This is a genomic window from Paenibacillus xerothermodurans, from assembly GCF_002220865.2.
Taxonomy (GTDB): Bacteria; Bacillota; Bacilli; order Paenibacillales; family NBRC-103111; genus Paenibacillus_S; species Paenibacillus_S xerothermodurans.
Genome location: NZ_NHRJ02000019.1, coordinates 1 through 13674, shown reverse-complemented (window position 1 = coordinate 13674; position 13674 = coordinate 1). Strand labels below are relative to the sequence as shown.

General features: G+C 52.3%; 8 protein-coding genes and 1 rRNA gene. All 9 read left to right on the top strand.

Annotated features, from left to right (window positions below; genetic code table 11):
- Nucleotides 1-573 precede the first annotated feature (573 nt).
- Complete coding sequence (locus CBW46_RS19350) at nucleotides 574-1749, top strand: ABC transporter ATP-binding protein (protein WP_089201607.1); 1176 nt, start codon at nucleotides 574-576, stop codon at nucleotides 1747-1749.
- Complete coding sequence (locus tag CBW46_RS19345; protein ID WP_089201606.1) at nucleotides 1742-2455, top strand: ABC transporter permease subunit; 714 nt, start codon at nucleotides 1742-1744, stop codon at nucleotides 2453-2455. Before CBW46_RS19350 ends, CBW46_RS19345 begins: the two co-directional genes overlap by 8 nt.
- A gap of 23 nt (nucleotides 2456-2478) precedes the next feature.
- The gene (locus tag CBW46_RS19340; protein ID WP_089201605.1) at nucleotides 2479-3867 is read left to right on the top strand and encodes a GldG family protein; all 1389 of its coding nucleotides are present in this window, start codon (nucleotides 2479-2481) and stop codon (nucleotides 3865-3867) included.
- Complete coding sequence (locus tag CBW46_RS19335) at nucleotides 3864-4844, top strand: DUF4340 domain-containing protein (protein WP_089201604.1); 981 nt, start codon at nucleotides 3864-3866, stop codon at nucleotides 4842-4844. The genes CBW46_RS19340 and CBW46_RS19335 overlap by 4 nt, the downstream gene beginning before the upstream one ends.
- A 691-nt stretch (nucleotides 4845-5535) precedes the next feature.
- A complete protein-coding gene (locus CBW46_RS19330) occupies nucleotides 5536-7005 on the top strand; it encodes a phospholipase D family protein (protein WP_243633407.1) in 1470 nt (489 codons plus the stop codon).
- Between the two features lie 176 nt (nucleotides 7006-7181).
- The gene (gene pcrB, locus CBW46_RS19325) at nucleotides 7182-7877 is read left to right on the top strand and encodes a heptaprenylglyceryl phosphate synthase (RefSeq protein ID WP_089201603.1); all 696 of its coding nucleotides are present in this window, start codon (nucleotides 7182-7184) and stop codon (nucleotides 7875-7877) included.
- A 238-nt stretch (nucleotides 7878-8115) separates the two neighbouring features.
- Nucleotides 8116-10455, top strand: a complete 2340-nt coding sequence (gene pcrA, locus CBW46_RS19320) for a DNA helicase PcrA (RefSeq protein WP_089201602.1) — start codon at nucleotides 8116-8118, stop codon at nucleotides 10453-10455.
- A 53-nt stretch (nucleotides 10456-10508) separates the two neighbouring features.
- Entirely contained in the window at nucleotides 10509-12527 is a 2019-nt protein-coding gene (ligA, locus tag CBW46_RS19315; protein WP_089201601.1) for an NAD-dependent DNA ligase LigA, read from the top strand.
- Between the two features lie 1050 nt (nucleotides 12528-13577).
- A 16S ribosomal RNA gene (locus CBW46_RS19305) occupies nucleotides 13578-13674 on the top strand; the annotation flags it as partial.

Here is a 13674-nt window from a genome sequence, read left to right as displayed (position 1 = left end):
GCCAGACATAGCGTGCACACAAAGCATAGGTCTAAGCGGCGCTCTATGCGAATGTGAATTTCCAATGTATCCGCCCATCGCCGGGCCATGATGCGCTTACTCCTTTTCAGCAGTTAAAGATTGTCCGGCTTTTCGAAAGCAGTGCGTTGGTCCCTCCTATCTATCAAGTTAGTTCACCTATTTCAATGTCTGGAGTAAACAACCCCTGTTGAGCTGTGTGCGCTGATCTTCCTCGCTTCACTGTCGCGGCATATACACTCACACAAACCGGTCACTGGAGATGCGGTCGAAATTAAGCACAAATCATATAACTGGAACTGTCGCAAACGGGTAGTCCGTGCAATGAAATTACGCTAGAATATACTTGGACTTGCATCACAAACACCGCTTTGACATGTCCATACATACATCCATTTTGCCACAATTTGGACACAGATTTTTAAGCTAATTTTCAGATTGATTTAATCTAGCGTTAGTGAATCACTTGTATATTGATGGTTAGACTGAACTCCTGGATATGGTTGAAAATGGTGTGAAGATGGAAACTTTCGTTTTCGATTGGAGGCTGCTAGTGTGCTAGAGGTTAAACAGGTCAGCAAATTGTATGAGAATCAAAGAGGGGTGCACAGTATCGAGTTCTCTATGAGCCGTGGTGAGGTTGTAGGCTTTCTGGGACCGAACGGTGCAGGCAAAACGACCACGATGCGGATGATCACCGGCTATTTGAATCCGACGCACGGATCGATCACCATTGACGGTTTTTCCATGGCAGAGAATGCGAAGAAAGCACGGCAAAAAATCGGTTATTTACCGGAAACGCCGCCGCTGTATCCCGAAATGTCGGTAGAGGCGTATCTGCAGTTCATTGCGGACCTTCGGGGCATTCCGGTGAAGGAGCAAAAGCGCCGCATCGGTGAAGTCATCGAGCGTCTGGGACTGCAGGGGCGGGAGCGGCAGGTGATCCGCGGCCTGTCCAAGGGTTACAAGCAGCGCATGGGGCTTGCTCAGGCGATACTGCATAACCCGGATTTGCTGGTGCTCGATGAGCCAACCTCCGGTTTGGACCCAAAGCAAATTATTGAAATACGTCAGCTGATCCGTGAGCTTGGCGAGAACCATACCGTGCTGCTCAGCACGCACATTTTGCCTGAGATCAACGCGCTGTGCAACCGTGTATTGATCATCAACCAAGGGCGCATCGTGATGGACGGACATCCCGATCAGCTTGCGAACACGATGGGCGAAACATTCGAGGTTTCGCTCGAGGTGAAAGGGCCGCGCGAGGCCATCCTGGCCGGGCTTCGCGGCCTGCCGCAGGTCGCCAGCGTGACTCCGCTGGCGGACGAGCCCGCTGCCGCCGGTGCCGCGGCAGCAGCCCACACGGCTGCGCTCACGCAGCAGCCGGAACCTGGCGCGCCCGAGCCCGGCGTGGGCGAGCAGCACGGGCAGGCCGCCGAGCCTGCGGCGGGGCCTGCCGACACCTTCACGGCCGGCGGCGATTCATCGCCGACCGTGAAGGTCCTCGTGTCCGCGCAGGACCGCGCGGACATTCGCGAAGCGATCTTCTACCGCATGGCGGAGCTGCGGTATCCGATCCTCGCGATGAAGAAGGAGAGCATGAGTCTCGAAGATATCTTCCTCAAGCTGACGACGGACGAAGCTCTAGGAGACGTACGAGATGTTTCCTCCGAGGAAGTAGCATCCGCATCTGAACAGAATGCTTCCAAGGAGGTGAATCCAGATGCGTAGAACATGGGCGATTTGCAAAAAAGAGCTGCAAATGTACTTCTATTCACCCACCGCGTACGCGGCGTTCGCTTTCTTTTTCCTGATTTCAGGGTATTTTTTCAGCGTCAACTTTTTATATCCGCCCAACATTATCGATATTCGGCCCGTGGTGGGAACAGTCACTTTCGTGTTTCTCCTTATTATTCCGTTGCTAACAATGCGGCTTATGTCCGATGAGCTGCGCCACGGCACGGATGAACTGCTGCTCACATCACCGGTCAGCATCACCGAAATCATTGTCGGCAAATACTTGGCGGCATTGACCGTGCAGTTGCTTCTTGTCGGGGGCTGCCTGCTGTATCCGTTGATCATGAGCGCCTACGGTCCGCTGGACCAACCTGTTCTCTGGCTGTCCTTCCTAAGCATGTTCCTGGTTGGCGCAACAATGATGGCCGTCGGCTTGTTCGCATCTTCACTGTCCGCGCATCAGATGGTGTCAGGGATTATTGCGTTTGCGATCCTGCTGCTGTTCTGGACGATTGAATGGCTGGGTGACAGCGTAGGCGGCAAAATCAAAGATTATCTTGGCACTTTCTCCATAGTCAGCCGAAGCGGCGATTTACAGAAGGGTGTGCTCGATTTCGCCGACATTCTGTTTTATGTGACGCTGATCTTGGTGTTTATCGTGCTGAGCATCCAAGCGCTGGAACGAAAACGCTGGAGATAAACACTCGAAGGAGGAAAGAAACAGTGAACAAGTGGATCCGCGGAACGAATGCCGTCGTATTATCTCTGGCGGTCATCGGCATTTTCATCGTCCTGACGATTTTTCTGAACTCCACCAAAAATCTGCAGGTCGATTTAACCCAAAACAATAAATTTACTTTATCCGAAAAAACAACGCAAACACTACAGGCGCTTGATAAAGATGTTCGCATCATATCACTGACTAGCGATCAGACAGACCCCTACATCAAACGCCAGGTTGATGAGCTGGTGCAGGAGTACAAAAAACATAACGGCAACATAGTGTTTGACAGCTACGACATCGTGCAGCAGCCTGCTATGGCCAAACAGTATGAGGTCGATCCGTCCGGGACTCTCGTGGTCGAAAGCGGTGAACAGAAGAAGACATTGTACTATGTCGAAATGTTCATTCCCGGCCAGGAGCAGGGGCAATATCAATTCAGCGGAGAAGAAAAGCTGACCCAGGCGCTAGTAAACCTTAATGCCAAGGAAAAAAGCAAGGTATACTTCCTGTCCGGACATAACGAGATTCCTCTCAATCAGATGAATATATGGCGGAGCGGGCTTGAAGGTGAAAACTATGAGGTGAAGGACTTAAATCTGCTGCGTGAAGGCAACATCCCGGACGATGCGGAAATATTGTTTATCATTGGCCCACAGAACGATATTAGCGACAAGGAAAACGAACTTATCAAGCAGTATCTCGCTGGCCAAGGCAAATTGTACGTAGCACTCGGTTTTCACAAGGACATGGCGACCCAGTGGAAGAACATCGACGGTTTGTTGGCGCAGTACGGTATTCAGGATCAGCATGCAGTGGCGATCGAGCCAAAACAGAGCCAACTGTTCGATCCGCTCACGATCATTCCTGAGTATGGTCCGCATGCGATCACGGAGAAGCTGCAAAATTACAATTTGCTGACCATGATGAATCTGGCGGTTGCTCTTGGCTCCGATCAGCCTGTGCCTGATTATCCGGCTACATTGATTTTAAGATCTACAGAGAATGCCTATGGGGAAACGGACATCGATGCCTTGACCAAGAACCGGACAACCCGGGACGACAAAGATATCAAGGGTCCGCTTAGCCTGGGCTATGTGGTCGAAACCAAAGAGAAGAAGCCGAAGGCCGTCGTGCTCGGGGGTTCCTCGTTCCTGGTCGACAACGTAATTCAGCAGCAGGGCAATCGCGACTTTGCGCTTAACAGTGTCGGCTGGCTGCAGGAGCAAAAGGATCAAGTGACAATCCGTCCGCGTGAGGGTGATGCGATTCAACAAGCTATGATCACAGGAAGCCAAGCTAACACAATTTTCTATGGCACTGTGTTGTTATTCCCATTACTCTTCCTGCTCGTCGGCGGTACCATTTGGTGGAGGAGGAGACAAGGATGAAGCGGCTGATCCCGACGCTGATATTGGTCATTATTTGTATTGGCGCCTTCTGGTATGCCTCAAGCAAAGACTTCTTTAAAGAGAAAACCGAGCCGGCCGCGTCCCTCGTCAAAGTAAATAAAGATGAAGTGGCTAGTTACTCTGTTAAAACTGCGGACAGTGAGGTTGAGATACAGCGCAAGGATGGTTCATGGACTATGTCCAAGCCATCCCCTCTGCCCTTGAGCGAATTCGCCGTATCCGGTTGGGTGGAATCCTTCAACAATGTGAGCAAGGATAAAACTGTCGAGGCAAACCCATCGGATCTAGCGCAGTTCGGTTTGGATAAGCCGGCTAAGCAGTTTACCGTAACCATGAACGACGGGACATCCCATACACTCAGCGTGGGCTCGCCGGTGGCCATTCAGGGATTGAGTTACGCGATGGTCAGCGGTTCGCCTGAAGTGTTTACCGTCAGCGACATGGCAGTTCAGCCTCTAGCCAGGGCACCGTTGGATTTTATGGAAAAAAGCCCTGTTAAACTCGACTATGAACAGCTGCGTGAATTGAGTGTGGAGTGGAAGGGGCAAAAGTGGACGCTCGCGAAAGTAGACGTTGACAAGAAATCCTATGATGCAGAGTGGAAGCTGGGCGATCAAACGTTGAAGGGCACCGACGCAAGCACATACTTGGATAAGGTTCAATCTATGAGTACAGCCAAATTGGCTCGTCCAGCCGCGGAGATCAAAATGGACGCTCCCGAGCTGCGCATCGAGACGAAGTCCGCAGATGCCTCGGGTAACCAGTCTGCCACCGCGTATATCGGCAAGGTTGAACAGGAACAAGTGTGGGTTACACAAGAGGGCGGGCAGTGGGCGTACAGCCTGCCGGTCACCACGGTCCAAGAGTTGGCGGATAAAATGAAACAGCCGCCGCCGGATCCTGCTGCCGCACAGCCGCAAGGAGGAACTGCACCTCCTGCTCCGGCCCAACCATAACAGCTAACGTAATGTGACAGCGGCTGTTAGTACCTGGCACTATACCCTAATAGCAGTGTTGTATTGAAAATTTTTCAAGGCAATGAATACGGCGACTGCAATTTTTTGACCGGCGGTGACCTGTGACCTTGCTAGCGACAGCACTGTTAGCTTATTTAATAGCAGACTCTATAATCTAGCTGTGACAATTGCTCAGGCAGGACCAGCTCGCGTTCCCATCGTTGCATGGGGGTGCGAGCTTTTTATGCCTCGCCAGGCTTTATCGTCCGGCACTTGTGCCTCGCCAGGCTTTTTAGCCGTACCGGCACTTGTGTCTCGCTAGGCTTTTTATCCGTACCGGCACTTGTGCCTCGCCAGGCTTTCTATCGTACCGGTAGTTGTGTCTCGCCAGGCTTTTTATCGTCCGGCACTTGTGCCTCGCCAGGCTTTTTATCCGTACCGGCACTTGTGTCTGGCCAGGCTTGTTATTGTGCGCGCAGTGCGGCTTACGCAGCAGCTTGCCGTCCAGTCATCAGCTTGGGATGGCATGCTTCTTGCTTTGCTGGTTTACCGATAGGAAGCTGCTATTGCCAGGCTCTAGAATCTGTTGCGGCCGGTGTTTCCCATAATCTCCCGGCCTAAACGTTTGTTTCAGAACCGGGCTCCGGAGTTATTTAACATTAAGCTAGTACACCGGAGGGGTGATCCTTGCATGCCATCGCAATCGAGTATACCGACCACTAAGCGGCCCAAAATGCCGCAGCCGCATTCATGGCGCAGCCGATTTATCCTGCTGTTGCTAGCGCTGGTAATTCTGTACAGCGGGGTCATCGCTTACCATGCCCACAAACCTCTGCCCGCCGGCCTTTCTATGCAAGGGCCGGTTCACCATGTGCAGGACGTTAATTTTTTATACGATTTAACCTACAAAAATCCCACTCATCCCACGCAACAATCAATGATCTTTGAACGTATTTTTCGCGCCGTCGAAGAAGCGCAACAGTTTATCGTCGTTGACATGTTTTTATTCAACAGCTATCACAAGGAGCAGTATCCCCCGCTCAGCGGTATGCTGGCGGATAAACTGATTGCTCAAAAACAGAAGTATCCGGACATGCATATTGTTGTGATCACTGATGAAGTTAACACATTCTATGGCTCCGCCCGGTCCCCTGAATTGGATCGGCTGAAGGCTGCGGGCATTCAAACCTACATCAGTGATGTCAACCCGCTGCGGGATTCCACTCCGCTCTACTCGGGCTTGTGGCGTATGTTCGTTCAATGGTTCGGCCAACCTGAGGGAGGATGGCTGCCCAATCCGATGGTGGACACAGCACCGCCGGTGACCTTGCGGTCGTATTTGAAGCTGCTTAACGTGAAAGCCAATCACCGGAAGGTCATTGCCACGGAAAACATACTCATCATACCTTCCGCCAATGCGCATGACGCCAGCGCATACAATTCCAATGCCGCTTTCGCCGTCAATGGGGACATCATAAACGATGCTCTCGCAAGTGAGGCCGCGGTGCCTGTACTATCAGGCACTGTAAAATCGCCACGCTACAGCTCCGAAAGGCAAGAGGAAGGCAACATTGAGGTACGCCTGCTGACGGAGGGCAGGATTGGAGATCATGTGCTCGCATCGTTAGCCGAAGCGGAAGCGGGCGATAAGGTATGGTTGGGCATGTTTTATTTGGCCGAACCCAAGGTTCTGGACGCTCTTGTCAAGGCATCCCGCAGGGGGGCCGAGGTCCGTCTTATTCTGGATCCGAATCAGAACGCCTTCGGCCGGGACAAAATCGGACTGCCAAACCGGCCAGCAGCCCAAAAATTACTGGAAAGCTCCGGCGGTAACATTAACATCCGGTGGTACAACACTACCAAAGAGCAATATCATACCAAGCTGCTTTTCATTGATAAGAATGACCGAATCATAGCCAGCGGCGGGTCGGCGAACTTTACCGCGAGAAATTTGAATGATCTTAATCTGGAAACCAATCTTGCTGTTGCAGCCCCAGGCGACAGCGGGGTGGCTCAGGAGCTAAGAGATTATTTCACTCGAATTTGGAATAATGATGGTGCTGTGTACACGTTGGATTATGCAGCGTACCACGAAGAAACCGTGTGGGTTAAACGCATGCTATATGAGCTGCAAGAGTGGCTTGGTTTGACCACTTATTAAGGCTGGCGCACGATTGTTTTTCCTACGGATACCATGGGAACAAATGTTTGGAAACTGCCGCCTGAAGCTATGCCCAAACCGATTTGACACGGTGGGCAGGGTGGCATAGACTTATTTTAAGAGATAAAATTGGAGACTACTTTTAACATCAAAGTATTACTGGGAGGCACAGCCTGTTGTTAACGGATATCAAGCAGTGGAGGCACGTCTTTAAGCTCGATCCAGATCGTGAAATGCCGGACGAGCATTTGGAACGCGTGTGCTTATCAGGCACCGATGCAATTATCGTCGGCGGTTCCTCCGGAATCACTTTTGATAATACAGTTGATTTGCTGGCCCGGATACGCAGATACGAAGTGCCTTGCGTATTGGAAATTTCGACACGCGAGGCAATAGTGCCGGGCTTCGACTTGTTTTTTATACCGATTGTGTTGAACGCCGGCGATCCGCAGTGGATCGTAGGCCATCATCAGCAAGCGCTGCGTGAATATGGAGCTGTTTTAGATTGGGAACAGGTAGTGACCGAAGGCTACATTATGCTAAATGAGCACTCGACTGCCGCACGAATCACACAGTCTGACACCGCGCTGGACGTGCAGGACGTGCAGGCTTATTCGCGCCTTGCCGACCGTCTGTTTCGTTGTCCCATCGTATATATTGAATACAGCGGCACATTTGGCGACATGGAGATCGTCTCCCGTGCGAGGCAGACCGTGCGCGATGCGAGGCTGTTTTACGGCGGCGGAATCGATGGCCCTGAGAAGGCGATGGCGGCGGCGCAAGCCGCTGACACCGTGGTTGTCGGCAACGCATTGTATGAGCAGTTTGAACAAGCGCTGGCAACTGTGCACGCAGTAAAGGGCATGCAGTAGGCTGCTGCCCGCCCGCCCCCGACATTTTCACTGAAAACATCTAACCCCGTAAATTTGCCCGAAAATTGCGCTCTTTAACATAAATTGACATCATTAATTTGCAACCTTTCACTCCCAAGGGCGTAATGTTTTGTTCGACATTCTGCCACTTTCACTCCTACGAACGCAACGTGTATTTATAATTGTCACTTTTGACTGCGAACGCAACGTAACGTTTTATTGAAGGGATTCGATAACTATGAACGAAACTATTGATTTGTTTGCTTCCATAGATTCCTTAAACCCGCCGCAGAAAAAAGCCGTGCAAACGGTGGACGGACCGCTCTTGATCATGGCAGGGGCCGGCAGCGGCAAAACCCGCGTACTTACCCACCGCATAGCCTATTTGATCGCTACGAGAAAGGCGGCGCCGTGGAGCATATTGGCAATCACTTTTACCAATAAAGCGGCACGTGAAATGCAGGAACGCGTGAGCACACTTGTCGGCCCCAACGGCCGTGATATTTGGGTGTCGACGTTTCACTCGATGTGCGTACGGATCCTGAGAAAAGACATTTCTCGCATCGGATTTACGTCCAACTTTACCATTCTTGACTCAGGCGACCAACTGTCCGTCATCAAGGCGTGCATGAAGGAACTCAACATTGATACGAAGAAGTTTGAGCCGAAAGCGGTGCAAGCAGCAATGGGCGCGGCGAAAAATGAACTAAAAACGCCCGAAATGGTGGAGAATAAAATCGGCGACTACTTTGACGGTATCGTGGCAAAAGTATACAAGCTGTACCAGAAGAAGTTGAAACAGAACAACTCCCTCGACTTCGACGACCTGATCATGTTGACGATCCAGCTTTTTAAGGAAGTGCCCGAAGTGCTGGAGTTCTACCAAAATAAATTCCAGTACATCCACGTCGATGAGTATCAGGATACGAACCGTGCGCAGTATATGCTCTGTCTGATGCTGGCTGATAAGCACAAGCGTATTTGTGTGGTCGGCGACAGCGATCAATCGATTTACCGTTGGCGTGGTGCGGACATCAGCAATATTCTCAATTTTGAACGGGATTATCCGAACGCCACTACGATTCTGTTAGAGCAAAATTACCGCTCTACCTCCAACATCCTCAATGCGGCTAACAAAGTCATTTCCAACAACGCCGGACGGAAGGCGAAAAACCTGTGGACGAGCAAAGGGGAAGGTGACAAGATCCGTTTATATCAGGCCGACTCTGAGCACGAGGAAGGGTATTTCATTACGGGCGAGATCAATAAAAATGTAGCGAACGGCAAAAGGTATCAGGAGCACGCCGTCCTGTACCGTACGAACGCACAGTCGCGGGTAATAGAGGAAATTTTGATCAAATCGGACATTCCGTATCAAATCGTGGGCGGCATCAAGTTCTACGACCGCAAAGAGATCAAGGACATTCTCGCTTATCTCCGGCTCATTTCCAATCCGAATGACGATATCAGCTTCGTCAGGGTCGTCAATGTTCCTAAGCGCGGCATTGGAGACACCACGGTTGAACGGTTGGCCGCAGCGGCCGCCCAGCGCGGAATATCGCTGTTCTCCATGCTGGAGCAAGTCGACGCCATGGAGATCGGAGCTAAGGCGAAGAACGCTTTGGCCGATTTCCGGGATATGATCGACAATCTCAACCGGATGGTGGATTATTTGTCGGTCACCGAGCTAACGGAGAAAATGCTTGAAATGACCCGTTACCGTGAAGAATTTCAGCGTGAAAAAACGATCGAGGCTAACGCGCGGCTTGAAAACATAGATGAGTTTCTGTCCGTTACGTTGGATTTCGAGAAACGTAACGAAGACAAAACGCTCATCTCGTTTCTCACCGACTTGGCGTTGATCGCAGATATCGACACGATGAACAGCGCCGGTGATGAGGCGGCCGATGCAAGCAATGCAGTGGTACTCATGACGATGCACAGTGCCAAAGGACTTGAGTTTCCGGTCGTCTTCATCGTCGGCATGGAGGAAGGCGTATTTCCTCACAGCCGTGCGGCGAACGATTATGAGGAACTGGAGGAAGAGCGTCGGCTGGCGTACGTCGGGATTACCCGCGCCGAACAGCAGCTGTACCTCACCTGCGCCAAAATGCGTACGCTGTTCGGGCGCACCAACATGAACGCTCCATCGCGGTTCCTCAAGGAGATCCCCGAGGAGCTGCTAGAGCTCGCTTCGCCGGGCGGCATTATCGGCGGCCGCTCGGGCGTTGGCGCCTGGGGCAGCCGCGAAGGCCGCTACGGCAGCAGCGGCAGCTTCGGCTCAGCCGCGGCGCCTGCCGCCGGCAAAACGGTGAGCTTCCGCACGGCAGGCGGAAGCGCGGGCTCGGCTCCGTCCGGCGCAGCACGTCCGGTCGCGGCAAGTGCAGGCGGCGGTGCCGCCCGCGTGGTGCCGGAGTTCAAAATGGGCGATAAAGTCGCCCACGGCAAGTGGGGCACCGGCACAGTCGTCGCCATTAAAGGCGGCGGCGACGACACCGAGCTGCAGATCGCGTTTCCTGCACCGGTGGGCGTAAAACGGCTGCTCGCGAAATTCGCGCCAATCCAAAAGGCCGAATAGCAGCCGGCCGGGGAAGTACAAGACAGTAATCATGAGAGGACGGTTTTTCCTTTATGGCGGACGCCCTTGAGGCTATGAAAGCACTCATCGAAGAAATCAACCAGCATAATTATGCTTACTATACATTGGATCAGCCCACGATAGATGATGCGGAATGGGATAAGCTATATGACCGTCTGGTGGCGTTGGAGCGGGAAACCGGCGTTGTCCTGCCGAACTCCCCTACCCAGCGGGTTGGTGGAGAGCTGCTCAAAGGTTTCGATGTGCACAAGCACAGAGCGCGCCTATGGAGCTTAGACAAGGCTCAGAATCACACCGATTTAATGGCGTGGCATAACCGCGCTCAGCGGCTGGTGAACGACTACAACAGCCGGCATCCGGAGGCCCCGCTGCCTCCGCTTTCTTTTGTGCTGGAGCTAAAATTTGACGGCCTCACACTGAATCTCACGTATGAGGATGGAAAGCTGGTTCAGGCAGCCACCCGGGGGAACGGCGCCGTCGGAGAAGGTATCCTTCCGCAGGTGAAAACGATCCGCTCGATCCCTCTGGAAATACCATACCGTGACGGCGTGATCGAAGTGCAAGGGGAAGGAATCATGCAGCTGTCCGTCCTTGAGGAATACAACAAAACCGCTGCAGAGCCGCTGAAGAATGCCCGCAACGCTGCGGCCGGCGCTCTGCGCAACCTCAACCCCAGAGTTACCGCTTCCCGCCGGTTGACCGCTTATTTTTACAACATTGGCTACAGCGAGGGACTGAATTTTAAGGACCACCGGCAGATGGTTGAATTTCTCCGCGAAAACAGATTTAAAGTTAGTCCATACGTACATTTTTACGACTCGATCGATGCGGTCGCCGAGCAATTGGAACATGTCGCTTCCATGCGCCACACGTTTGATTTTCTGATTGACGGCCTCGTTGTCAAAATCACCGACATGCGCACGCGCGAGGTATTGGGGTACACGGATAAATTTCCGCGCTGGGCCGTTGCCTTCAAGTTCGCTGCGGAGGAAGCTGTTACCACGTTGTTATCGGTATCATGGGAAGTGGGCCGCACGGGAAAAATTACACCTGTAGCCAAAGTGGAACCCGTTGACATAGCCGGCGTCACAGTGCAGAATTGCACGCTCAACAATATCGGCGATATCGAACGAAAAAACTTGAAACATGCGCTCGGCACCGAAGTGTACATTCGCCGTTCCAATGATGTCATTCCCGAGATTCTCGGTAAAGTCACGGAAGCCATGGACGGCGAGGAAATTACCTATCCTGATCATTGCCCGTCCTGCGGCTCGGTGTTGGAGCTGAAAGGCGCCCATTTGTTCTGCCTGAACCGGCTTGACTGCCGTCCGCAGTTAATCGGTCGTATCACTCATTTTGCGTCGCGAGATGCTATGGACATCGAAACGTTCAGCGTGATGACAGCAGAACAGCTTTATCAGGAATTGGGCGTACGTGATCCGGCGGACCTGTATTATTTGCGCTTTGACGATCTAATCAAGCTAGCCCGTTTCGGTGAGAAGAAAGCCAACAATCTTCTGGCTTCGCTGGAAAAAAGCAAGCAATGTGATCTCGCTTCTTTCCTGTTCGCTCTGGGCATTCCCAACACGGGCAAGACGACCACCAGGGTGCTCGCCGATCATTACCGCAGCCTCGACAAGCTGATGCAGGCAGCACCGGAAGAACTCGTCATGCTTAGCGATATCGGTGGCATTGTGGCTGACAGCATTGTGACGTTTTTCCGGGATCCGACGATCCAACGAAGCATTGAGCGGATGCTCCAGGCGGGGGTAACTCCGGTGAGCGAGGAGGCACCCGTGATCGTCCACACGGATAATCCGTTTTTCGGTAAAACCATCGTGCTTACCGGCACGCTAACCTCCATGAGTCGTGACGAAGCCGGCAGCAAATTGGAGGCCATGGGGGCCAAGCTCACGGGAAGTGTATCGAAGAAAACGGATATCGTGATTGCCGGCGAAAAAGCCGGCAGCAAATTGGCCAAAGCCCAGCAATTGGGCATTCGTATTATAGATGACGAGCAGGAGCTGCTCAGACTACTGGGGGAGGCGTAATCGCCTCCTTTTGTGTTGTCGATTCATTACCGCGGCCTGCACATCCCAATGTACCGACTGCGAATCATGGGGCAGCCGTTGCACGGGCGTCTCTGCTTTTCGCAATAGGAAGGACAAAATGTTGCACATCGTGAATGCAGACAGAGTTGCTAGCATCCTGCAGGCAGGTGGCGTCTTCGAGCGGCAGACGGGAATCGAACCCGCGACCCTCGCCTTGGCAAGGTGATGCTCTATCGCTCAGCCACTTACCTTGGTGTGGGCGTGAGTTTTTGTATGAGGGACCCATTTTTGCGGGCTCCACCGGAGACGCTGCTCGTGCAGCTCGCCGCTCTTATTATGCCGATGGAGGGCACCAGCGGCAGGCTTCAGCAGCTGACCGAGACATAGGAAAATGTATTTAGCGCAATATGACCGGCATGATCAGGTAATACTATGCTTTGAGCATGACTTGTTTGATCAGACCATGCTCATCTGCCTGCTGCAGTGGTTTGAATGAAATCGTGCACCTGCAACCCGCCTGTCGCTCATTTCCGCGCGCCGACGGTGGAAAGTACTTTATCAGGCTTCGATATCAGTAGAGGTCGTACGGATAAAGTCGCATCGGATTCGTTTCCGGGTGCGGATAATTTCACAGGACTTGGACAGTAACGTGTCGGTGTTCACGGGATTGAGCCTGCTGGGAGGCTGTTATCTAAGTGGGCGAGCGGGCACATGGCGCTGGGGCGGGCAGTATCGAACACTGTTCGCACTAGAAAAAAAAGTCACTTGCATTGGGCATGCGGGTTGTGGTACATTATCTCTTGTCGCCGCAGAGGTGGTCGAAAACAAATGTTTGCCAGCTAACCAAATGGATTCGCAGCCCAGAAAAAAAGATGTTGCAATTACATCGCGGATATGATAGGATATATTCTTGTCACCCCAAGCGGAGACATAAGAGTAACGAAAGCTCTTTGAAAACTGAACAAATGATAGTTGAATGCCAGATGTTTTTCAAAAGTTTTTTTGAGCTTAAGACAAGCTTAGCTGATAGACCGCTGCTAACGCAGCAATTTATTGGAGAGTTTGATCCTGGCTCAGGACGAACGCTGGCGGCGTGCCTAATACATGCAAGTCGAGCGGATCTCACCTTCGGGTGAGATTAGCGGCG